The organism is Bacteroidetes bacterium SB0662_bin_6, from assembly GCA_009839485.1.
Lineage (GTDB): Bacteria > Bacteroidota > Rhodothermia > Rhodothermales > VXPQ01 > VXPQ01.
In genome coordinates, this window is record VXPQ01000046.1 from 1 (window position 1) to 23,211 (window position 23,211).

19 protein-coding genes are annotated in these 23,211 nt (G+C 59.5%); 17 read left to right on the forward strand and 2 right to left on the reverse strand.

From position 1 onward, the window contains the following. On the forward strand, positions 1-255 hold a 255-nt coding region (locus F4Y00_08005; GenBank protein MYE04896.1), incomplete at its 5' end, for a T9SS type A sorting domain-containing protein. Between the two features lie 114 nt (positions 256-369). Here F4Y00_08005 and F4Y00_08010 read toward each other — a convergent pair. Beyond that, entirely contained in the window at positions 370-2,124 is a 1,755-nt protein-coding gene (locus F4Y00_08010) for a hypothetical protein (GenBank protein MYE04897.1), read from the reverse strand. 188 nt (positions 2,125-2,312) lie between these two features. Between F4Y00_08010 and F4Y00_08015 the strand changes: the two genes are divergently transcribed. Beyond that, positions 2,313-3,203, forward strand: coding sequence for a mechanosensitive ion channel (locus tag F4Y00_08015; GenBank protein ID MYE04898.1), 891 nt, complete (start codon positions 2,313-2,315; stop codon positions 3,201-3,203). 20 nt (positions 3,204-3,223) lie between these two features. Here the strand turns inward: F4Y00_08015 and F4Y00_08020 are convergent, their stop codons facing one another. After that, entirely contained in the window at positions 3,224-4,714 is a 1,491-nt protein-coding gene (locus F4Y00_08020; GenBank protein ID MYE04899.1) for an aldehyde dehydrogenase family protein, read from the reverse strand. 89 nt (positions 4,715-4,803) lie between these two features. On the opposite strand from F4Y00_08020, the gene F4Y00_08025 reads away from it, so the two are divergent. From F4Y00_08025 to scpB, 15 genes are all read left to right on the forward strand, one after another. Continuing rightward, entirely contained in the window at positions 4,804-6,003 is a 1,200-nt protein-coding gene (locus tag F4Y00_08025; protein ID MYE04900.1) for an aminotransferase class I/II-fold pyridoxal phosphate-dependent enzyme, read from the forward strand. Between the two features lie 162 nt (positions 6,004-6,165). Continuing rightward, positions 6,166-7,282, forward strand: a protein-coding gene (locus F4Y00_08030; GenBank protein ID MYE04901.1) for a peptide chain release factor 2 whose coding sequence is annotated in 2 segments (ribosomal slippage) — positions 6,166-6,231 and positions 6,233-7,282 — 1,116 coding nt in all. Because the reading frame shifts where the segments join, the coding sequence is not laid out codon by codon here. A gap of 12 nt (positions 7,283-7,294) precedes the next feature. After that, positions 7,295-8,878 (forward strand): L-aspartate oxidase, encoded by a 1,584-nt coding sequence (gene nadB / locus F4Y00_08035; GenBank protein ID MYE04902.1) that lies wholly within the window; start codon positions 7,295-7,297, stop codon positions 8,876-8,878. Between the two features lie 284 nt (positions 8,879-9,162). Continuing rightward, on the forward strand, positions 9,163-9,651 hold the full coding sequence (locus F4Y00_08040; protein MYE04903.1) for a ribosome maturation factor RimP: 489 nt from the start codon (positions 9,163-9,165) through the stop codon (positions 9,649-9,651). 60 nt (positions 9,652-9,711) lie between these two features. Further along, positions 9,712-11,259: a transcription termination/antitermination protein NusA gene (gene nusA, locus F4Y00_08045; GenBank protein ID MYE04904.1), complete on the forward strand. Its 1,548-nt coding sequence runs from the start codon at positions 9,712-9,714 to the stop codon at positions 11,257-11,259. Positions 11,260-11,350: 91 nt separating this feature from the next. Beyond that, on the forward strand, positions 11,351-14,230 hold the full coding sequence (infB, locus tag F4Y00_08050; GenBank protein MYE04905.1) for a translation initiation factor IF-2: 2,880 nt from the start codon (positions 11,351-11,353) through the stop codon (positions 14,228-14,230). 60 nt (positions 14,231-14,290) lie between these two features. Then, a complete protein-coding gene (rbfA, locus tag F4Y00_08055; protein MYE04906.1) occupies positions 14,291-14,668 on the forward strand; it encodes a 30S ribosome-binding factor RbfA in 378 nt (125 codons plus the stop codon). After that, the gene (gene truB, locus F4Y00_08060; GenBank protein ID MYE04907.1) at positions 14,665-15,399 is read left to right on the forward strand and encodes a tRNA pseudouridine(55) synthase TruB; all 735 of its coding nucleotides are present in this window, start codon (positions 14,665-14,667) and stop codon (positions 15,397-15,399) included. The genes rbfA and truB overlap by 4 nt, the downstream gene beginning before the upstream one ends. Next, positions 15,396-16,352: a bifunctional riboflavin kinase/FAD synthetase gene (locus F4Y00_08065; protein MYE04908.1), complete on the forward strand. Its 957-nt coding sequence runs from the start codon at positions 15,396-15,398 to the stop codon at positions 16,350-16,352. Before truB ends, F4Y00_08065 begins: the two co-directional genes overlap by 4 nt. Before the next feature lie 98 nt (positions 16,353-16,450). Further along, positions 16,451-16,717, forward strand: a complete 267-nt coding sequence (gene rpsO / locus F4Y00_08070; GenBank protein ID MYE04909.1) for a 30S ribosomal protein S15 — start codon at positions 16,451-16,453, stop codon at positions 16,715-16,717. 187 nt (positions 16,718-16,904) lie between these two features. After that, positions 16,905-19,190, forward strand: a complete 2,286-nt coding sequence (gene pnp / locus F4Y00_08075) for a polyribonucleotide nucleotidyltransferase (protein MYE04910.1) — start codon at positions 16,905-16,907, stop codon at positions 19,188-19,190. A 153-nt stretch (positions 19,191-19,343) separates the two neighbouring features. Then, positions 19,344-20,600, forward strand: coding sequence for an insulinase family protein (locus tag F4Y00_08080; GenBank protein MYE04911.1), 1,257 nt, complete (start codon positions 19,344-19,346; stop codon positions 20,598-20,600). Positions 20,601-20,602: 2 nt separating this feature from the next. After that, positions 20,603-21,529: an NAD-dependent epimerase/dehydratase family protein gene (locus F4Y00_08085; protein MYE04912.1), complete on the forward strand. Its 927-nt coding sequence runs from the start codon at positions 20,603-20,605 to the stop codon at positions 21,527-21,529. 104 nt (positions 21,530-21,633) lie between these two features. Further along, positions 21,634-22,389 (forward strand): segregation/condensation protein A, encoded by a 756-nt coding sequence (locus F4Y00_08090; GenBank protein ID MYE04913.1) that lies wholly within the window; start codon positions 21,634-21,636, stop codon positions 22,387-22,389. 27 nt (positions 22,390-22,416) lie between these two features. Next, positions 22,417-23,124 carry an SMC-Scp complex subunit ScpB gene (scpB, locus tag F4Y00_08095; protein MYE04914.1) on the forward strand — a complete coding sequence of 236 codons (708 nt, stop codon included), beginning with the start codon at positions 22,417-22,419 and terminating at the stop codon, positions 23,122-23,124. The last annotated feature ends 87 nt before the right edge of the window (positions 23,125-23,211 follow it).

Genomic DNA, 23,211 nt, shown 5'->3' on the forward strand with positions numbered 1-23,211 from the left:
TCTCTTGGACAGAACTATCCGAACCCGTTCAATCCGGGCACTTCCATTTCCTGGATGCAACCGGTTTCCGGTCAGGTCCGGTTGTCTGTATACAACCTGCTGGGGCAAAACATGGCTACGCTGGTGGATGGCCTGCGCCCGGCGGGCGAACATGAAGTACGGCTGGATGCCTCCGGGTGGCCCGGCGGGATGTACGTCTATGTGCTTGAAACAGGGACACACACGCTGACCCGGCATATGGTGCTGCTGAAATAATCGCGGCAGGTAGAAAAAATTACACGCTCCGGAATCCGGAGGAACCTTGCAGTTCTGGAACCATCGGCTAATGCCGATTTACTGTCGCTTTACAGGGGCGGAGTTTCAGAGTCCCTAATCTATCCCCGCCCTCGGCTGTGCGGCGTTCTCCACCCGTATCGACAGAATATCGATGTCGTGATACTGCTGGTGGCGTATGGATGAGGCATAGTGGCGCAGCAGCCTCAGCGGGGTTTCTTCTCCGATGCTCGGCGCTCCCTCGTTGAGCATCACCATCTGGTCCTCGAGGTTCGTCTCGTCGGTCGTTGCGATGAACTCCAGGTCGGCCGAGTCGCCGTCGCTGCCGGCGATGAGGAGCAGGCGGCGTTCGGAACCGTCCGTCTCTTCCTCCCCGCGCATGAGAATGTGTACGGTTTCCTCACCCACGGCGCGCAAACGCAGTTCCATCTCTTCGCCCAGATTCTTGCGCGCGGCGAACTTCACCATGAAGTCGTCGATCTCCGACAGGATCCCGGGCGTCAGCCGGGTCTTCAGACGTAACCGGCGCCCCCCCAATATTTCCTCGAACATCGCGAGCAGAATCACGGTGAAGCCCCCGACGGTCATGCCGTTTCCGAGGAGTTCGGCCCATATACCCTGAAAGGCTTCCGGGTAGATCCAGTCGAACTGAAACGCGAGCCCGATCCAGAAGGCGACGCCGACCACCAGGCCCTTGCGGAAATCCAGGCCGTCCTGCACCAGGATCTTCATCCCGAAGATGAAGATGAGCGCCACGATCACGACGAAGTACGCCGCGACGACGGGTCCCGGTATCGAGATGAGGAGATAGATGAACTTCGGCAGAAACGCGAGCGCCATGAAGACGATGCCCACGCAGACGCCGACGCGGCGCGCGGCGACTCCGGTAAGTTCCGCGACGCTGATGCTCATGCCGTAGGTGGTGTTTGGGACCGTCCCCGAGAGGCCGGCCAGTAGATTGCCCAGGCCGTCGGCGGAAAGCGCGCCCTGGATGGACCGGAAATCGATTGCGCGCGGCCTGCGCCACGAAACCCGCTGAATCGCAATGGTGTCTCCGAGCGTGTCCAGCGCACCCACCAGCGTCACCATAATAAAGGACGGCAGGAGCGCCCAGAACGCCGGGGAAAAAGTCAGGTCCACCCCGGGGTAGGCCAGTTGCGGCAACCCGATCCATGCGGCTTCCGCCACCGCCGACATGTCAAAGAACCCGAAACCGAAGGCGGCGGTCAGGCAGCCCGCCAGGATGCCGATGGCCGGCGCCCAAAGCCGCAATGCTCCGGAGAAGCCAAGCGGGACGAGGAGCATGACCAGCAGCGTCACGCTCGCGACGACCGGGCCTGCGGCCGGCGAGACATCCGCGGGCACATCGGCCAGTTTGTTCAGAATGAGCGGGGAGATCGTCACCGGGATGAGTATGAGTACGGTGCCCGCTACCGTGGGTGTGAAGATGCGCCTCAGGAGCGCCATCCTCGCGGCAAGCACGAACTGAACCAGGGATGATACGATGATCAGGGTCGCGAGCATGGCCGGCCCGCCCTGTTCGAGCGCCGTCACGCTCACGGCGAGAAATGCGCCGGTGCTCCCCATGACGAGGATGTAGCCGGCCCCGATGCGCCCCACCTTGCGCACCTGGATCACCGTCGTCACCCCGCTGATCAGGAGCGCCGCGAAGACGGCCCATGACAGGTAAGCGTCCCCGGCGCCTGCCACGGTGATCATGACCGTGGGCGTCAGGACGACGCTCGCGATGCAGAGGATGGCGTACTGAATCCCGAGTCCGACGGTGATCGGGAGGGGAGGACGCTCGTCAGGTTCGTATCGGACGTCCTGGCGGTTGGTGGTCGAGGCCATTGGGTTTTCCCGAAACGTCGTATTTGCACCGCGTGAAAGTCGGCGGCATCAGAGATAATGGGCGGGGCGGATAACGATTCCCTGAAAGTTGGAGTTCCCCGGGACGCGCACTATACTTTGATCTCTGCCGTGACACACCACGCGGGCGGCTGTGCCGCCGGCGCCAACCGGGTAAGACCCGTCCTGTCATGACTCTGAACGAAGTGTGGGAACACGTACAAGCGCTCTGGGGGTTTGTCCTGATTAGCCCGCCCGGGGGCCAGGCCATCACGGTCGGGCAGGTCGTTCTGACCCTGCTCTTGCTGGTCGTGGGTTACTTTGCCAGCCAACTGGTGGGGGTTCTCGTCGTGCGGCGGCTGTCGAAAACGGAACTTCGCCCCGATACCGTGCAGACCCTGAAGCGGGTCGCGTTTCTGACGGCACTGGTGATGCTCTTTCTCCTCGCGCTGAACATTCTTGGCATTCCGATCAGCGCCTTTGCCTTCGCCGTAGGCGCCATCGCGGTCGGCATCGGACTCGGCGCGCAAAACATCATCAACAATTACATCAGCGGCTGGATTCTCCTCTCCGAGCGCCCCATCCGAATCGACGATTTCATCGAGTTCGACAACTGGCAGGGCTTCGTTGAACACATCGGCCACCGTTCCACACGCATCCGCCGCACCGACGGCGTGCATCTGGTGGTTCCCAACAGCCACCTGCTGGAACGCACGGTGATCAACTGGGCGCTCATCGATCAGGAAGTCCGCGGTATCGTGCGCGTGGGCGTGGTATACGGCTCACCGATCCGCCGGGTGTCCGAGCTTGTCCTGCAGGCCGTGACCGAACATCCGAAGGTCAAGCGGGAGCCCGGTCCCAGCGTGGTGTTCGAGGACTTTGGCGACAGCGCGCTGATCTTCGATGCCTATTTCTGGTGCGTCGTCACCGGCGACAAGATGTTGCGCGAGATTCGCGGTGACATTCGCCTGCGTATTGCCGACTTGTTTGAGGAGGAAGGGATCGTGGTCGCGTTTCCGCAGCGCGACGTGCATCTGGACACTCCGGCGCCGTTGGAGGTTCGGGTGGTGCCTGAGCCGTGAGACAGATGCAGCATTCGTTCCTACGAAGCCACGTTATCCATCTGCGCTTTTTGCAAACGTCCGCTGTAGTCCACGTAGACGGTTTTCGTTTCCGTGTAGAAGTCGAACACCTCCCAGCCGCCGTCGCGGTGGCCGTTGCCGGTGTGCTTCACCCCCCCGAAAGGCATGTGCGCCTCGGCGCCGATCGTCGGCCCGTTGATGTATGTAATGCCCGCCTCGATATCCTTCATGGCGCGGTATGCCAGGCGTACGTCCTGCGTGTAGATACTGGAGGATAGTCCGTAGCGCGTGGCATTCGCCATGGCTACCGCTTCTTCGTAGGACGCGACCTTGAGTACGGAAAGCACCGGGCCGAAGATTTCCTCGCGCGCAATGCGCATTTCCGGCGTGACCCCGGTGAACAGGGTGGGTTCGAAGAAGAAGCCGTCACCAAGCGCTCCCTGCGCAGCCTGTTTTCCTCCCATACGGAGGGTTGCGCCTTCGCTGCGCCCGATCTCGACGTAGCGGGTCACCTTCTCCAGGGCTTTTTCGTTGATGAGCGGTCCGATGTTTACCCCCTCGTCGTTGCCGTATCCCAGGACGAGTTTCTGCGCCTGCTCGATGAGGCGCTCGACCAGGATATCGTGAATGGCTTCGTGCAGAATAAGCCGGCTGGTTGCGGTGCAGCGCTGGCCGGTGGTTCCGAAGGCGCCCCACAATACGCCTTCGAGCGCAAGGTCCAGGTCGGCGTCCGACATCACGATTTGCGCATTTTTGCCGCCCATCTCGAGGGAGAGACGTTTATTCAGCCTTCCGCACGCCTCACCGATTTTCGAGCCGGCGTCGTTCGAGCCGGTGAACGAAACGGCGTCGATGCCCGGGTGGTTGACGAGCGCTTCGCCGGTGGCGGCGCCTCCCTGCACCAGATTGAACACGCCGGCAGGCACGCCGGCGTCGGTGAAAAGGCGCGTAAGCAGCATGCCGCTGTGCGGTGCGTCTTCACTGGGCTTGAAGACGATCGTATTCCCGCAAGCCAGCGCCGGAAATATCTTCCAGGTCGGCACGGCGATCGGAAAATTCCAGGCCGTAATGATGCCGACGGCGCCCACGGGACGCCGGATGCTCATGTTGAATTTGTCCGGCAGTTCGCTGGGCACCGTGCGTCCGAAGAGGCGCCGCGTTTCCGAGGCCGCATAGTATGCGGTGTCTATGGCTTCCTGAACGTCCCCGCAGGTTTCGGCGAAGGGCTTGCCCATTTCGCGGGTTTCCTCGAAGGCGAGCTCCCGTTTCCGCTCGGTCAGCAGATCCCCGATGCGCCGGAGGATTTCTCCCCGCTGCGGCGCCGGCGTATCCGACCAGGCGGGAAGGGTCTGGTGCGCGGCGGCGACTGCGGCGTCGATATCGGCTTGCCCGGATTCGGGAAAATGTCCGATGAGTTCCTGGGTACGAGCCGGGTTGAGCTTTTCGAACGTTGCGCCGTCGGCGGCGTCAAGCCAGGAGCCGTTCACGAAATTTCGGAATGGAACAGACATCGTCTTGTTCGTTTGTTCATGGATTTAATCTGCGTCAATTCCGTACTATCTTCCAATATGTGTGGATCCGGTTTCAATAGCCTTTCGCCATGTCCGAACGTATTCCGACGCATACCGCCGGCTTTATCAGCACACGGGCCCATAACACGAAGCCCAGCGGCATTCGCCGGTTCTTCGAGATAGCCGCCACGATGCAGGACGTCATCTCCCTGGGCATCGGCGAACCGGATTTCGTGTCGCCGCAGCCGGTCATCGATGCGGCCATCGCCTCGCTGCACAAGGGGCGGACCGGTTATACGTCCAATGCGGGGCTGCTCCGCCTGCGCCGGTTGATTTCGGAAAACCTGGAGCGGCGCTATGGTATTTCCTATTCCCCGCAGAATCAGATCATCGTCACGGTAGGGGGCAGCGAAGCCATGCTGGTCGCCATGCTGGCGACGATCGATCCCGGAGACGAGGTGCTTATTCCCGAGCCCTGCTTCGTGTCGTACGGCCCGCTTGCGGAATTCGCCGGCGCAAAGGTCGTGTACATACCTACGAGGGTGGAAACCGGGTTTCAGGTGACCGCGGAGGATATTGCTTCCCGGATCACGCCTCGTTCGAAGGTGCTTTTTATCGGGTATCCGAGCAATCCCACCGGGGCGGTGCTCCGGCGCGAAACGCTCGAGGACATTGCGAAAGTGGTGATCGAAAACGATCTGGTCGTGCTGTCCGACGAGATATACGACCGGCTGGTGTATGGCCGGGCGGCCGAAGAGGGGCATGTGAGCCTGCCGTCGCTGGACGGGCTCTACGAGCGCACGATCCTGGCAGGAGGATTTTCCAAAAATCATGCGATGACCGGCTGGCGGGTGGGCTATGCCTGTGCTCCGGAGGGCCTCAGCGACGCCATGTACAAGATGCACCAGTATGTGGTGATGTGCTCGTCCACGATGGGGCAGGTAGGCGCTGTGGCGGCGCTTGAAGCGTGCGATGAGGATGTGGAACGCATGCGCCGGTCCTATGACGCGCGCCGCCGTTTCATCGTGGACGGCCTGCGGGCCGCCGGGCTGCCGACCTTCGAACCGGAAGGCGCCTTTTATTGCTTTCCCGATATTACCTCCACGGGCTTGTCGTCCGAGGATTTCGCAGAACAATTGCTGAAGGAGGAACAGGTGGCATGCGTTCCGGGGGACGCCTTCGGGCCGAGCGGCGCGGGGTATGTACGCTGTTCGTACGCCACGGCCATGGATAAGCTCGAAGAAGCGGTGCGGCGCATTACGCGGTTTGCCGACCGGTGCCGGGCGTAAGGTTCCGGCGCTGCGGGGGTAACAGGCTGTCGGGAACGTCCGGGGCGCTTTGCCATGAAACGATGCGCGCGCGGCGTCGTACGAGCACCCGCCATACGGAGATCGTTTCCGAGCGTTCGCCGACCTTTGTGCTACTGTATTTGTTACTGTTTTGTAACGGGCATGTCATATTCCCAGGACCATATCCATTCCCTTCTGGAGCGCGTGCGGGTGCTCGGAGGCTATCTTTGACGTCGATCGCCGCAGGAGTACGATCGAGGCGTTGAACGAGAAGCGCATGGATCCGGATTTCTGGAGCCATGCGGACGAAGCGCGCAAGGTCGAAAAGCAATTGTCGGTCGAGCAGGCATGGCTCGACGAGTGGGAAGATCTTTCCGGGCAAGCGGAGGACATCGAAACGCTGCTTCTGCTTGCCGAAGAGGAGAGCGCTGATCTTGCGGACGAGATTCAGGCGGAAACCGCCCGCATGGAAAAAGCGCTGGAGAAGCTCGAGTTCAAAAATATGCTGGGGGAGCCGGACGACGAGCGGCACGCCATTCTCACGATCCACCCCGGGGCCGGCGGTACGGAGAGCCAGGATTGGGCGGAAATGCTTTTGCGGATGTATACCCGCTGGGCCGAGGGCAACGGCTACCAGGCCGAGCTGGTCGAGCATCAGGTCGGAGACGTGGCGGGCATCAAGAGCGCCAGCCTGCGTCTGGTCGGGCCGTATGCCTATGGCTATCTGAAGTCCGAAACGGGGGTACATCGGCTGGTGCGGATATCGCCTTTCGATTCCAGCGGCAGGCGGCATACGTCTTTCGCCAGCGTGTTTGTGTACCCGGAGATCGACGACACCATAGATATTGTGCTGAATCCGGACGATGTCGAACTTCAGACCTTCCGCTCCGGGGGCAAGGGTGGCCAGAACGTGAATAAGGTGGAAACCGGCGTGCGGCTCATCTGGAGCGGGAAGTTATCGAACGGCGAAGCTGCGCGTGTCGTCGCGGAATGTACCGAGGAGCGCAGTCAGTTGCAGAATCGGGATCGCGCCGAGACGATGCTCAAAAGCCGTATTTATCAACTGGAGCAGGACATCAAGGAGGCGGAAAAGAACCGGCTCGAGGGTTCGAAGAAGAAGATCGAATGGGGCAGCCAGATCCGATCATACGTGTTTCAGCCCTACACGATGGTGAACGATCACCGCACGGATATGAAGGTGACGGATGTGCAGGCGGTCATGAACGGGGATATCGAACCGTTTGTGAAGGCGTTTCTGATGCAGCGGACAGACGCATAGACGGACAGCGCCATGGTCAAGGTCGACTTTCTGGTAATTGGCAGCGGGGTGGCGGGGCTTTCGTATGCGCTGAAGGTGGCCGAGCACGGTTCCGTGGCCATCGTTACCAAGAAAGAGACGGCCGAATCGAACACGAATTATGCGCAGGGCGGGATTGCCGCCGTCATGGCGCCGCCCGATTCGTACAATAGCCATATCGAGGATACCGTGGCGGCCGGAGGGGGGCTTTGCGATCCCGAGGTCGTGCGCTTCGTGGTGGAAGAGGGGCCCGAACGGGTGCGCGAGCTGATTGAAATGGGCGCCGATTTTACGCGCCGGGACGGGGAACTGCACCTTGGGCGCGAAGGAGGGCATTCCGCGGATCGCATTGTGCATGCGGCGGATACGACGGGCAGGGAGGTGGAGAGCGCGCTCCTTGCTTCGGTGCGCAGGCATCCGAATATCGTAACCTTCGAATACCACTTTGCCGTCGAACTCATTACGGAGCATCATCTGGGGCAGCATGTCACGAAACTGCGCCCGGATATTCGCTGCTTCGGCGCCTACGTATACGATTCGAAGAAAGATCGCGTGGAAGTTTTTCTCGCCCGATCGACCTTGCTGGCCAGCGGGGGCTCCGGGGAAATCTATCTCCACACCACCAACCCGGACGTGGCCACCGGAGACGGGGTGGCCATGGTATACCGGGCCAAGGGCCGGATCGCGAACATGGAGTTCGTGCAGTTCCATCCGACGTCCCTGTATCATCCGGAAGCGGATTCCTTTCTGATCTCGGAGGCTGTGCGCGGGGAGGGAGGCCGGTTGTACAATATGAAGGGCGAGCGTTTCATGCCTTCCTATGACGGGCGGGAAGAGCTGGCCCCCCGGGATATCGTGGCCCGCGCGATCGACGACCAGCTCAAGCAGCACGGCGAAAAGTATGTGCTGCTCGATATTTCCCACCGGCCTGCCGATATGATCAGGGAGCGGTTTCCGTACATACACGCCACATGCCTCGGCTTCGGGATCGATATCACCCGGCAGCCGATCCCGGTCGTTCCGGCGGCGCATTATCAATGCGGCGGCGTGCTCACCGATCATGTGGGGCGCACCTCGATTGCAGGGCTTTTCGCTTGCGGGGAGGTGGCCTGTACGGGGCTGCATGGCGCCAATCGCCTGGCGAGCAATTCGATGCTCGAGGCGCTGGTGTTCAGCCGCCGGGCGACGAGTGCGGCGATCGAGTATGTGCGCGGGCAGTCTTTCAGAGAGGATATCCCGGAATGGGATGCAAGCGGCACGGAAAGCCCGCACGAATGGGTGCTTGTATCGCACAACCGGGACGAACTCAGGCGGGTGATGTGGGACTATGTGGGGGTGGTGCGTTCCTCGCCGCGGCTGGACCGTGCGTTCCGCCGCACCAGACTGTTGTATGAGGAGACGGAGGATTTCTACCGCCGGACCCGTGTTTCCGTCGAGCTATGTGAATTGCGCAATATGATTGCCGTAGCCTATCTGATCATCCGGAGCGCGCAAATGCGCCGCGAGAGCCGGGGACTCCATTACATGCTCGACTATCCTGCCCCGGTGGAAGAAGAAAAACGCCTGACGCTCATGTGAGCGGTTTCCGGGCGCCTGCTTCTCCAGAGAGATTTTGCGTCGGACGGCCCGCAGATCCATGCCGGAATATTCGGAACAACCCCCATCAAGTCGTGTTCTACGTCACTGCGGAGCAATGTCCGACCAGGCATTCGGCCCGAATTGGGCTGTCTGCCTCTGGTTGACATGATACGTAGGAGGCTTCTTCGGAAGCCGCCTTTTTTGTCGTTGGCGTAGTACGTTAGCGCCCGCCCCGGTAATCGGGTACGGGCTTTTTTTATAACACGGGAGACGCGAAGCGATCCATGATCGGGCCGTCACAAGTGCAGGAAAACGACGATCTTTGCGCGCGCATTGCGGCGCTTGTCGAGGAAGTTATTGCCGATTCGGCAGTGTTTCTCGTCGAGGTCAAGGTGCGCGGCGCCAAAGGGTCCCGCGTGGTCGAGGCATTTGTGGACAGCGACGAGGCGTTTGGCGCCAACGATCTGACGCGAATCAGCCGCGAGGTGGGATTCCTGCTTGACATGGAGGATATCATTGCGGGGCGTTATACGCTGAATGTGTCTACGCCCGGCCTCGATCGTCCTCTCGTGTTGTTGCGGCAGTACCGCAAAAATGTGGGTCGGGACGTACGCGTTCGCTACGCGGTCGAAAACGATCCCGGAGCTACGGAGGTGACCGGCAGGCTGCTGGCCGCCGCCGACGATGCGATCGAAGTGGCCGTATCGGGTTCGGATGTGCGCCGTATCCGCCTGGATGACGTGGTGCGGGCCCATGTGCAGCTTCCATGGTGAAACCGACCGGCAACCCTTCGCAGATATACACGAAAACCAACCGGCAAGAGATACCGAGACATGCAGAGCACGACACTTATATCGTCGTTTGCAGAGATTGCGCGCGAAAAGGATATCGATCGTGACTCCCTCACGCTGATCGTCGAGGATGTTTTTCGAGCCATGATTCGCAAACGCTACGGCGCAGACGACAACTTCGACATTATTTTCAATCCGGATAACGGGGATATTCAGATCATCCACGTCCAGGATATCGTGGAGAACTGGGATCTGAAGGATCCGGTCACGGAAATCGAACTGGATGCCGCGAAGGAGGTGGATGAGGATTTCGAGGTGGGGGAAGAAGTAGCCAGCGAGATCAATATCGGGGGGTTTGGCCGCCGCGCGGTGATGGCGGCCCGCCAGGCTTTCAGCCAGCGTATCCGGGATATCGAAAAAGAGAAGATATACCAGGATTACTCCGACCTGATCGGCGAAGTGGTGGTGGGCGAGATCTACCAGACGCGCCGGCGCGAGGTGCTTGTGATCCACAACAAGGTGGAACTGGTCCTTCCTCGTTCAGAGCAGATATTCAAGGACCGGTATCGCAAGGGAGACATGCTTCGGGCGGTTGTACAGGAGGTCAAACGGGATATCGGCAACAACCCGCAGGTCATCATCAGCCGGGCGGACCCCGTGTTTATGGAGCGGCTGTTCGAGCTGGAAGTCCCTGAGATATACGAGGGCATCGTGGAAATCAGGCGCATCGTTCGCGAGCCCGGCGAGCGGGCCAAGGTGGCTGTGCTGAGCAACGATGAGCGGATCGATCCGGTGGGCGCCTGCGTAGGCGTGAAGGGCGTTCGGATTCACGCGGTCGTTCGCGAACTGGGTAACGAAAATATAGATGTGCTGGAATACTCCAGCGACCCCTACCGGCTGATCGAGCGGGCGCTTTCGCCCGCAAATCCCGTGAGCGTGACGATCAACGATGAGCTGGATCCGCCGCGCGCGAAAGTAGTGGTGAAGGCCGAAGAGGTCAGCCAGGCCATCGGACGGGGCGGTATCAATATCCGGCTGGCTTCGCGCCTGACCGGGTACGAAATAGACGTATACCGGGAAATTGCAGAGGACGAGGAGGATGTGGAGATCGACGAGTTTGCGGACGCTTTCAGCCCCGATACGCTGGAGAAACTGCGCAATATCGGTTGCGACACCGCGAAGCAGGTGGTGGAGCTTTCCGTGGATGAATTGATGCGCCGGTCCGGCCTGGAACAGGAGACGGCGCAGCATGTCCTCGAGACGATTCGCCTCGAGTTTGAGGACGAGGACGAAGCGGCGCTCGCTCCCCGGCCTGCCCCCGCGACGGACGCAGCCCCGGTTTCGGAGGAAGTTCCGGCCCAGGAGGAAGCTCCAGTTTCGGAGGAGGCCCCGGTTGCAGAAACGGCCTCGGTTTCGGAGGAAGCCCCGGTTGCGGAAGCGGCCTCAGAGGCAGAACCGGCTCAGGAGGAAGCCCCGGTTGCGGAAGCGGCCTCGGAGGCAGAACCGGCTCAGGAGGAAGTTCCGGTTGCGGAAGCGACCTCGGAGGCAGAACCGGTTCCGGAGACAGAAAAGGAGGTTGAAGGAGCATAATGCGGGAAAATGTCCCGGCGCCCCGGTTCGGGAATCGCCGGGAAGTTTCCCCGCCCCTGAATGATCGCATTTGGCTCGACGCCTGTTGCAGATGACGACAACAAAGTTCAAGAAAGTACGGCTGTTCAAGTTGGTCAGGGAGCTCAACGTCTCTCTGGAAACCTTGAAGGAGCATCTTGAGGAGAACGGTTACGCAGACGCGTTGACCGGCTCGGGGATCAATGCGGCCATTCAGGACGAGGCAGCTTACAACGAGTTGCTGAGCGCCTTTGCGGATGACATGGAGACGGCGGCGCGCGTGCACAAGAAGCGGGCCCGCCAGACTGCTTCGGAAGAACCACCTGCTGGTCCTGAGCCCGAGGTCGTGGAGCCTGCAGAAGAGCCGCAGGAAATAGTGGCAGCGGGCGATGGCGCCGCGGCGCCGGTTGCGGAAGTAGAACCCTTGCTTGCTGAATCAGCAAAGGTCGAACAGGAGAAGGCGCCGAAAGAAGACGTTGTAGCCGAGGGAGTTGTTGCTCCGGAAGCGGTGGTGGAACCGGATGAGGACAGTGCGGAGGCTGTTGCGGAGGAAGCGCCTGTGGAGGCGGAAGCAGCCCCGGCCCCGCTGTCTCAGGAGACTGCCGCGGCGGAGCCGCCTGTTGCGGAAGAGGAGTTGGAAACGACGAAAGAAACCGCCGCGGAAGCGTCCGGGGAAGAAGTTTCCGTCGAGGAGGCGCCGGTGGAAGAGGTGGCGGCGGAAGGTGAAGCGTTGGAGTTTTTGCCGGAAGGCACGGAAGAGCCGGCTGCCGACATCGCCCCATTCGATGAGGAAGAATCGGAAGAAGAAGGCGCCGAGACGCTTTCGGCGAAGCGTTATCAACTTGCCGGAACCACGGTGCTCGGCAAGATGGATCTTTCCGAGGTGGAGGAAGAGGCTCCCGCCAAGCGCAAGCGAAAAAGAAAGCGCAAGCGGAAAGCGCCCATTCCCGGTGAAGATGAGGAAACCATTGTACAGGAAGGAGAGGGTCGCCAGCCGGCTAAGCGCAAGCGCCGCCGCAAAGGGGCGGTTACCGACGAAGAGGACATTGAAGAAACGCTTCAGAAGACCCTTCGCGAGATCGAGCAGGGAACGGGTGGCGGCGCCCGCCGTCAGCGGCGCCGGCGCCGGCGGGAACGTCATGCAGAGCAGCGGGAGCAGGAAATCGAAGAGCAGCGCGAACAGGAGAAGATTCTTCGCGTGCCCGAATTCGTTTCGACAGGCGACCTCGCCGGCCTGATGAACATTGCCGTGAATGAGGTGATTCAGAAACTCTTCGAGTCAGGCATGATCGTGTCGATCAATCAGCGCCTCGATGCCGACACCATTTCTTTTGTGGCCGACGAGTACGAATACGATGTCGAGTTCATCACGGAATTCGGCACGGAAGATATCATCCTGGAGGAAGACGATCCCGCCCTTCTGAAAATACGGGCGCCCATTGTAACGGTCATGGGGCATGTGGATCATGGCAAAACCTCTTTGCTGGACTACATTCGCAGTGCGAACGTGGTGGCAGGCGAAGCCGGGGGCATTACGCAGCATATCGGCGCCCATAAGGTGAACCTTCCGGATGGCCGGGATATCACATTTCTCGATACGCCGGGCCACGAAGCCTTTACCGCAATGCGCGCCCGGGGCGCCAAGGTTACGGACGTGGTGGTGCTTGTGGTGGCTGCCGACGATTCGGTGATGCCTCAGACCCTTGAAGCCATCAACCATGCCCGGGCTGCCGAAGTGCCGGTGGTGGTTGCGATCAACAAGATTGACAAGGAGGAGGCGAATGCGGACAAGGTGATGCAGCAGCTCGCCGACCATAATGTGCTGGTCGAACAATACGGCGGCAAAGTGCAGTGCGCCCCGGTTTCCGCCCACACGGGGGAAGGGGTGAGCGATCTGATGGAGAAGATTCTGCTCGAGTCGGAAGTCATGGAACTCAAGGCCAACCCGGATCGGAATGCGGACGGGGTAGTGATTGAATCGCGCCTTGAGAAGGGGCGGGGGAATGTGGCTACGGTGCTCGTTCGCAACGGCACGCTGCAGGTAGGCGACTACTTTATCGCCGGGCTGTACAACGGGCGCGTACGGGCCATGTTCGATGAGCGGGACCGCCGGGTAGAGGAAGCAGGCCCGTCGCAGCCTGCCCTCGTGCTGGGGCTAAGCGGTTCGCCGGAGGCGGGAGACCAGCTTGTCGGGCTGGACGAAGAGAAGGAAGCCCGGGATATTTCGCAGCGCCGCCAGCAGATTCACAGGGAGCAGTCCTTGCGTCAGAAGAAGCACATTACGCTGGATGAGATAGGTCGCCGTCTGGCGCTCGGCGATTTCAAGGAGCTCAACATGATTATCAAGGCCGACGTGGGCGGCTCCGTCGAAGCGCTGGAGGATTCGCTGCTCAAACTGAGCACGGAAGAGGTGGCGCTCAATGTGATTCATAGCGGCGTCGGGGCGATTACCGAAAGCGATGTGATGCTGGCTTCTGCGTCCGATGCGGTGATTATCGGATTTCAGGTGCGTCCGTCGCCCGGCGCCCGCGCGCTGGCCGAGCGGGAGGAAATCGATATCCGTACATATTCGGTCATCTACGATGCGATCGAGGATATTCGTGACGCGCTTGAAGGGCTGTTGTCCCCCGAAGAGAAGGAGGTTACGAGAGGCACCGTGGAGGTGCGGGAATTGTTCAAGGTGCCCAAAGCCGGCACGGTGGCCGGCTGCTATGTGATCGAGGGCAAAATTCGCCGTAATGATCGCATGCGGGTAATTCGCGAAGGAGTCGTGATCTACGAAGGGGAAATCGATTCGCTCAAGCGCTTCAAGGATGATGTGCGTGAGGTGCAAAGCGGGTACGAATGCGGGATCTCCATCAAGGGGTACAACGATATCAAGGTGGGAGATCAGGTCGAAGGGTACGAGATCATCGAAGAAAAACGTACGCTTCAGGTGGGATCGCCGGTCTGACGCCGGCCCGGTACGCGTTGAAAGGCCAGGACGTGCTCTTCATTCATTTCTTGCTCCGCCATGAGTATCCGCACCGAACGTGTAGCCCGGTTATTGCAGCGGGAGATTGCAGGGGTTCTGCAAACGGCATTTTCGGAGCGTATCCCGTGTATGTACACCGTAACCAATGTGCGCGTAACCAGGGATCTGGGCATTGCGTATGTGGATGTGAGCATCTACGAACAGGATATCGAGGAGCGCCGCGCCGCTTTCCGGCATTTTACCGATCTGACCGCGGAAATCCGATCGGCGCTGGCGCGGCGCATTCGTCATCAGTTGCGGGCGGTTCCGGACATTCGGTTTTTTCTCGACGAGGCTATGCACGAATCGAAACGCATGGACGAGATTTTTGAGAAGATCCGGGCCGAACGGGAACACCGGGAAGCCGGTTTGCAATGACACAGCCCTTTATTCGGGATGTAGATATCAGGGAGGTCTATTATCCGGCCCCGACGTTGCCGGAGACCTTTGACAGGACCGTACTGCCTGTGGACAAGCCGGAAGGGTGTTCATCGTTCGATGTGATTCGCAGGCTGAGAACTTTTCTCGATGTGCGCAAAATGGGGCATGCCGGCACGCTCGATCCGCTGGCTACCGGGTTACTGATTATACTGATGGGGCAGGCGACCCGGCTCATGGAGCGGTTTATGCATCTGCCCAAAACCTACGAAGCCACGCTGCGCCTTGGCGAGGCCACCGACACCTACGATGCCGACGGCAAAGTGACCGAGCGCCGCGATCCCTCCGGAATCGGGCATGAAGACCTCCTGCGGGCGCGCGATCGCTTCGTGGGCGTCATCGAGCAGATCACGCCTGCCTGGTCTGCGGTCAAGAGGGGAGGCGAGCGCCTCTATCGCAAGATGCGCCGGGGCGAGGAGGTGGTTCCCCCGAAGCGCATCGTGACCATCCGGTCTTTTGAGATACTGGAACGAAAGCATGCGGATGTTTCTTTCGCAGTCGAGTGTTCCAGCGGCACGTACATTCGCAGTCTTGCCCATGAATTCGGGCAGGTACTGGGAGTAGGCGCGCATATCGTTCAACTCCGGCGTACGCATATCGGCGACTTCTCCGTGAATGAAGCCTGGACGGTGGAGGGTCTTCAGAAGGCCATCCGGGGGCGCGGCGCATGAAACGATTGCATGGGCTCGATCAGGTGCAAAGGGATACGGCCTCGGTGCTTACCGTGGGGACGTTCGACGGGGTGCATTTGGGGCACCAGTCCATTCTGCGCTATTTGCTGGAGCGCGCCGGGGCGCTCGGCGGGATCAGTACCGTACTCAGCTTCCACCCGCATCCGCGCGAAATCGTGGAAGGGACGCCCTTGCCCCTGCTGACGACGATCGGGGAGCGGGCGGATATTATGGAAGCGTTCGGCCTGGACCGGCTTGTCATCCTTCCTTTTACGAAGGAATTTTCCCGGCTTTCCGCCGAAGCATTCGTTGAAGACATTCTGGTTCGGGGGATCGGGCTGCGGGAAATCGTCATTGGCTACGACCATGCCTTTGGACGCGACCGGCGGGGCAATGCGGATCTGTTACGCACGCTGGGGAAGAAGCATGGCTTCACGGTGGATATCGTACCCGCCCGGATTATAAAGGAACAAACCGTTTCCTCCCGCAAGATCAGGCAGGCGCTGGAAGACCGCGGGGACGTTGAGGCCGCCTCCGGCATGCTGGGGCACTCCTATAGTCTTACGGGCCGGGTCGTTCGCGGCGAGGGGCGCGGGCGCGAAATGGGGTTCCCGACCGCAAATATCGAGGTGGAGCATCCCGGCAAGGTGATACCCGCCGATGGCGTGTACGCCGTGCGGGTGGACAGATTATCCGCACATCGGGATGGAACTCCGGACAATCGTTCGCTGCCCGGCATGATGAATATCGGAATGCGTCCTACGTTTGGAGGCGCCCGGCGCATGATAGAGGTGCATCTCCTGGACATCGAAGAAGACATGTATGGAGAGCTTCTTCGCGTGGAATTCGTTTCCAGAACACGCAATGAGCGCCGTTTCGCGTCCAAAAAAGACCTGATGAGGCAACTTTCGCAAGATCGGGTGCGTAGCAGGGAGATACTCGGCGGGTGCTAAGGCTGTGCCTGCCGCTTGTACGCCTTATTCATTATGGACTCATTTTGGGTGGGCGTTCTTCTTTACGATGGCATAATCTAAAGAGGAGAGAATACGCCATGATTACTACAGAGCAGACAAAAACGTTGGTCGAGACCTATGGAAAATCGGCTGACGATACCGGCGCCCCGGAAGTTCAGATTGCGATCTTTACGCATCGTATCAACGAACTGAACGGACACCTTAAGCGCCATCCGGGAGACCACTCCACGCGGCGCGGATTGCTTAAACTCGTAGGGAAACGGCGCCGTTTGCTCAATTATCTGATGGACCGGGATATCGAACGTTATCGTTCTATCATCAAGGAATTGGGTATTCGCAAGTAACATTTACCCCGGTCAACTGCATTTCTCCAAAGGGCATGAGCCATATATGCCGCGTGCGTTGTTCGTACGTATGCGGCCTGTTTGCACCGGAGGTTAGAGAGGCTGAGTACGTAAAGAACCGAATCCCTGCACAGGCGAACGAAACGCAGGACATTGCAATAAAACGAAGATGGAGACAGGTAGAAAAATGAACGCATGTACACGTAAAGAAATAGAGATTGCTCCAGGTAAGGTAGTCTCGTTAGAGACAGGCCGCCTTGCAAAACAGGCAGGCGGCGCAGTGGTTGTCCGGTTGGGAGATACCATGGTGTTGTGCACCGCGGTGCTCTCGCAAGAGGTGCGCGCCGGACAGAGTTTTTTCCCGCTCACGGTCGAGTATCGTGAAAAATTTTCCGCAGGCGGAAAAATTCCGGGCGGGTTCATAAAGCGGGAAGGGCGCCCGACGGACAAGGAAGTATTGTCGTCGCGTTTGGTGGACCGGGCGCTTCGCCCCCTTTTCCCGGACGGATTTCTGCACGAGACGCAGATTATCGCCTACGTAATTTCCGCCGACGACCAGTACAATGCGGATGTCCTTGCAGGTGCGGGCGCGTCCGCCGCGCTGATGCTTGCAGGGGCCCCGTTCGATGGTCCGATCGCGGAGGTCCGCGTTGCGCGGGTAGACGGGGCCTTTGTCGTCAACCCGACGATTGAGGAGACGGCGGAAAGCGACATGGATCTTGTGGTTGCGGGCAAGGAGGATGCGATTGTGATGGTCGAAGGCGAGATGCAGGAAGTGGGTGAGGAAGATCTGCTTGAGGCGCTGGATGTGGCGCACGAAGCGATCCGGAAGTTGTGCGCGGCCCAGCATGAGTTGGTGGCCGATTCTGTCGGGGAGGTCGAGCCGTTTCAGCCGAACCTGGTGACGCTGCCCGACGGCATTCTGGAGAAGGCCACTGAGGCGGCTGGTAGCCAGATCGAGGAACATCTCCATAAACCTTATGAAAAGGGCGCCTTCTACGGGGGATTGCGGGAAATCAGGGATGAGGCGGTGGCCGAACTCCTTGGAGAAGACGGGGCGGAGACCACGGAGGAAGGATATACCGGGGCGCAGTTGAAAGAGGCGGTCCGTGCCGTCGAGCGTCAGGCTATGCGGGCAATGATTCTGAACGAAGGCCGCCGTATCGACGGGCGTGCGCTCGACGAAGTGCGCGACATATGGACGGAAACGGGCTACCTGCCGCGCGTACACGGCTCCGCGATCTTTACGCGAGGGGAAACCCAGGTGCTTGCCTCCATCACGCTGGGGACAGGCCGGGACGTACAGGCGGTGGATCAGATATTTTCCTCGGAGGACAAGCGGTTTTATCTCCATTACAACTTTCCCCCGTTTTGTACGGGTGAAGCGAAATTTATTCGCGGCACCAGCCGACGGGAAATAGGCCATGGGATGCTTGCCGAGCGGGCATTGCAATACATGCTTCCTTCGGAGGAAGAGTTTCCCTACACGATTCGCGTCAATGCCGATGTGCTCGAGTCCAACGGCTCGTCTTCCATGGCGTCCGTATGTTCGGGCTCCATGGCGCTGATGGATGCGGGCGTTCCGGTTCGCAAGCCGGTCGCCGGCATCGCGATGGGGCTTATCAGTGAGAATGGTCACACGGCGGTGCTGACCGATATCCTCGGTACGGAAGATCATCTTGGGGATATGGACTTCAAACTGACGGGTACGCGTGACGGCGTCACGGCCTGTCAGATGGATATCAAGATTGCAGGGCTGTCCAGGGATGTGCTCCGGCAGGCGCTGGAGCAGGCGCGGGATGCGCGGCATCACATTCTCGATGTCATGGATGAAACGATCACCGAAGCAAGAGGCGACCTGTCGCCCCATGCGCCCCGGCTCACGCAGATCGCCGTCGATGGGGAATTTATCGGCGCGATTATCGGCCCGGGCGGGAAGGTCATCCAGGGGATGCAGCGGGATACGAACACATCCATCGAGATCGAGGACAAGGACGGGAAGGGTGTCGTAACGATCTCCGCCACCAACCAGGAAGACGCCCAGGCGGCCATTGACCTGATCAAGGGTATTGTGGCGGTGCCGGAAGCGGGGGATGTGTATGAGGGAACGGTAAAGAGCATCCTTGCCTTTGGAGCCATCATCGAGATTCTCCCCGGAAAGGAGGGGCTGCTTCATATCTCCGAACTCGATCATGGATATGTCGAAAACGTGGAGGACTATTTCCAGGTTGGCGACAAGGTCAAGGTAGAGCTCATCGAGATTCGCGATGACGGGAAACTCCGCCTCAGCCGGAAACCGTTCCTGCCGCCGAGAGAAGACGGTCAGGAAGAACGGCCCCGGCGGCCCCAGGGCCAGCATGCAGGGGGTTCCCGCCGGGATGGTCGGGGAGGAGGAGGTTCCTATCGGGAGCGCGGGGGTCGTAACGGCTCCGGCCGAAGCGGGGGAGGACACCGCAGCCGCAGACCTCGTTAAGGAACCCCGGGGCGCGCATTCGAACAAAACATCGGGCCCGGGATATCCTGCAAACTTGCGGCCAACCGCACGTTTATGTTTTGAGAGAAGGCGCCTCCCAAGGTCCTCGCCCATGCGGATTTAATCAACGATTCTTAAGAATTCCGCTACGTTATGCAGCGCGCGGGAAACGGCATATCCCCGTGTTTCCGGAAAACAACCCTGAAGAACGGCGTTCGGGTTCTTTCGGAGCGCATTCCGTCGGTTCGATCCGTTTCTGTCGGGGCGTGGGTCGCCGCGGGCAGCCGGGACGAACGCGCTGAGGAGCGCGGCATCAGTCATTTCATTGAACACATGGTGTTCAAGGGTACGCGCAAGCGGCGCATGCATCATATTGCCCGCCGCATGGAGTCCGTGGGCGGGTATCTGAATGCGTTTACGGCCAAGGAGTATACCTGCTACTATGCCCGCGCACTGGACGAACATCTTGCCCGGGCCATAGATACGGTGTGTGATCTCATTCTCTTTCCGACCTTGCCCGAGAAAGAGATCGAGAAGGAGAAGGGCGTGATCCTCGAAGAGATGAAAATGTACGAGGATAACCCGGAAGAGCTCGTATTCGACCGGTTCGAATCCGTCGTCTACGATGGCCATGCGCTCGGCGCTCCCGTGATCGGGTATCCTCAGACGGTGCAGTCGTTCGACCGGGAGATGCTATGCGATTATATGCGCAGCCACTACGTACCCGATCGCGTGGTGCTTGTCGTGGCCGGGAACGCGGATCACGACGATATCGTGCGTATGGCCGGAGATATGCTGGGGGGGATGCCGATAGCCGAGCGCCCGATCCGGCGCGCGCCCGTGAACGGCTATGTCCCCCACGATTTCGTGGAATCCCGACCCATTCAGCAGGCCCATTTCGTGATGGGTGCGCGCGGGCTGAGCGTGCGCAACGAGGACCGGGTGGCGTTCAGCGTGTTGAATACGTTACTGGGGGGTGGAATGTCGAGCCGGCTCAACCAGAATGTGCGGGAGAAATACGGTTTTTGCTATAACATCGGATCCTTCGCGAATATGCACTCGGATTCGGGCGATTTCGGGGTATATGCCGCCTCGGATGTACGCAAGATGGAGCGCGTGAAGAAATTGATTCGAAAGGAGTTGCGGTATTTTGTCGAGGTTCCGATCGGAAGCCGTACGCTCAACGAGGCGAAAAACCAGTTGCGGGGCGCTATGATGCTCGGCCTTGAAGGCATGAGTAACCGCATGATGGGCATCGGGCGGCAGGAACTTTATTTCGGGCGCTATCTGACGCTTGACGAGATCAGCGATGCAATCGGGAAAGTTACGGTCGAAGATGTGCAGCGGGTGGCGTCCATGCTGTTCAAGGGAGATCAGCTTTCGACCGCGGCGCTTGTACCGGAGGGGTAGCCATGAAGATACTGGTTTCCGGCGGCGCCGGCTTCATAGCTTCTCATGTATCCGAGGCCCTGCTCGAAGCGGGCCATGAAGTGCATATTCTCGATGACCTGTCCGGAGGGCGGCGGGAAAACATCCCGGAAGGGGCTGTTTTTCATGAGTTGGACATCCGGTCCGCGGAAGCCTCGGAATGTATGCAGGCGCATGGTTTCGAGGTATTCGTGCATCATGCGGCCCAGATGGATGTGCGCAAATCCGTGGCTGACCCCCGATTCGACGCTACGGTCAATGTGCTCGGCTTGCTGAATCTCATGGAAGCAGGCCGGCGGGCGGGATTGAAGAAAGTCGTTTTCGCCTCGACAGGAGGGGCTATCTATGGGGAGCCGGAATATGCCCCGCAGGACGAAAATCATGTTACCAGGCCCCTTTCTCCCTATGGCGTCACCAAACTGTGCACGGAACGGTACCTTGATTATTATCGGAATCAGTATGGCATATCCTTTGTCGCGCTCCGCTACGGGAACGTATACGGGCCGAGACAGAACCCTCACGGGGAGGCCGGGGTCGTAGCGATCTTTGCGCAGCGGATGCTGCGAGGCGAACAGCCCGTTATTTTCGGGGACGGTTTGCAAACGCGGGATTACGTGTATGTGAGGGATGTGGTGCGGGCGAATCTGAGCGCGTTGGCGTACCACGGGTCGGGTACGTTCAACATCGGAACGGCGGTAGAAACCAGTGTGAACGATCTTTTCGATATCTTGCGGGACCGGATTGCTCCGGACATGGAGCGGCGTCATGAGGCAGGGCGGCCGGGTGAACAGCGCAGGAGCGTACTGGCTTTTGATCTCGCCCGGCGCGAACTGGGATGGGTACCCGGCACAGACATTGCACAGGGCCTGGAAGAGACCGTGGAGTGGTTTATAAAAAACTTTAATGATTGACTCTTTTTCATTGAAAGACAAAGAGTTAAGGATGCCATGACCAATTTCACTTTGATCAGCGCTCCGCGTTCGCATGTACAGAATTTCATGATTGCATCCTTAAAATGTATCAGATAAATCTTAAGGATTTCGAGGGACCGCTGGACTTGCTCCTCTTTTTTATCAGGAGGGACGAGTTGGATATTTTCGACATTCCTGTGGCCCGCATTGCTGACGAGTACCTTGAGCATGTGCGCCTGCTCGAAGAAATCGATCTCGACAGTGCAGGGGAGTTTTTGTACATGGCGGCGGTCCTGATCGGGATAAAGGCCCGCATGCTTCTGCCGGGCCAGGAGGTCGACGAAGATGGAGAGCCGGTCGATCCTCGCCGGGAACTGGTGGAACGCCTTCTGGAATATGTCCGGTACAAGGAGGCGTCCGAACATTTACTGGCGCTCGAAAGCGAGCGGGCGGAACGCTTTACGCGCGATCATGTCGTTTCCGAACGGGCCGCATGGGAAGAGAAACCGGATCTGGATGCGTCCGTTTTCGATCTGGTATCGGCGCTCAAACGAATCCTTGCAGAGGCGCCGGAAGAAGCGCTGCACGGTGTGACGCGCGAAGAATATTCGATCGAGGAACAGCGCGCGTTTCTCCTGGACCGCCTTGCCCGGGACAAGAATCTTTCTTTCTCCGCGCTTGTGGAGAATCGGTCCCGGTCGTTTATCGTTGCGACCTTTCTGGGCGTGCTTGAACTTGTGCAGGCGCGACAGGTGCATGTACATATTGCTGAAGGGAACCCGATCGATTTTTATCTTGAACTGCGGATCCGGCAGGACGAGACGGATTCTGAAGACCCGACCGTGCAGACGATCGGATAGAAAAGATTTCGGGCGAACGAAACGGTAATGGAAAATAGACCACCGAGCGGTATGGCGTCCATACACGAACTGGGAGATCGGGCGCTTATGCATGTCGCCGAAGCGCTTGTTTTCGCGGCGGATCGCCCTGTCACCGCCCGCGAGATCGCCAGTGTGTATAGCGACGTCACAGGGAACGATGCGCCCTCGGACGGGGATGTGCTGGAGGCGGTGACGAGTCTGAACAAGGCCTATGAGGCGAGCGGACGCGTTTTTCGCATCGAGCGGTGGGCGGCAGGCTTTCGGATGGCTACCATTTCCCCGGTTGCTCCCTATCTCAAATCTTTTTTCAATAAGGAGCAAAACCGGAAATTGTCGCACTCGCTCATGGAGACTCTCGCTATCGTAGCGTACCGGCAGCCTGTCACCAAACCCGAGGTCGATTTTGTACGCGGCGTCGATTCCGGCTATGCGCTGGGCAAGCTCATGGAAAGAGGGGTCATCGACGTAGTGGGCCGGGGTGATTCTCTGGGGCGCCCCCTGATCTACGGAACCACGGATTCGTTTCTGGAACAGTTCGGGCTGGGAGATATCGACGATCTTCCCAACCTGCGCGAAATCGAGGAAATTCTTGGAGATCCTTCCTTCAGCAAGGAGCGCGTTGAGTTGTTGCAGTTGCAACAGGAGGAAAATGCGATCCGGGATGGGGCGGCGGACCAGGCGGGGCCGCAAGCGGAGCGGGAGGCCGGGGAATAGCCCGGCGCAGCCGGAAAATTCTTTGGACAAGAACAGATCGCGCGCTGGTTCGTTCATGGAGGCTTATATACGTTACGCGCTTTCTAT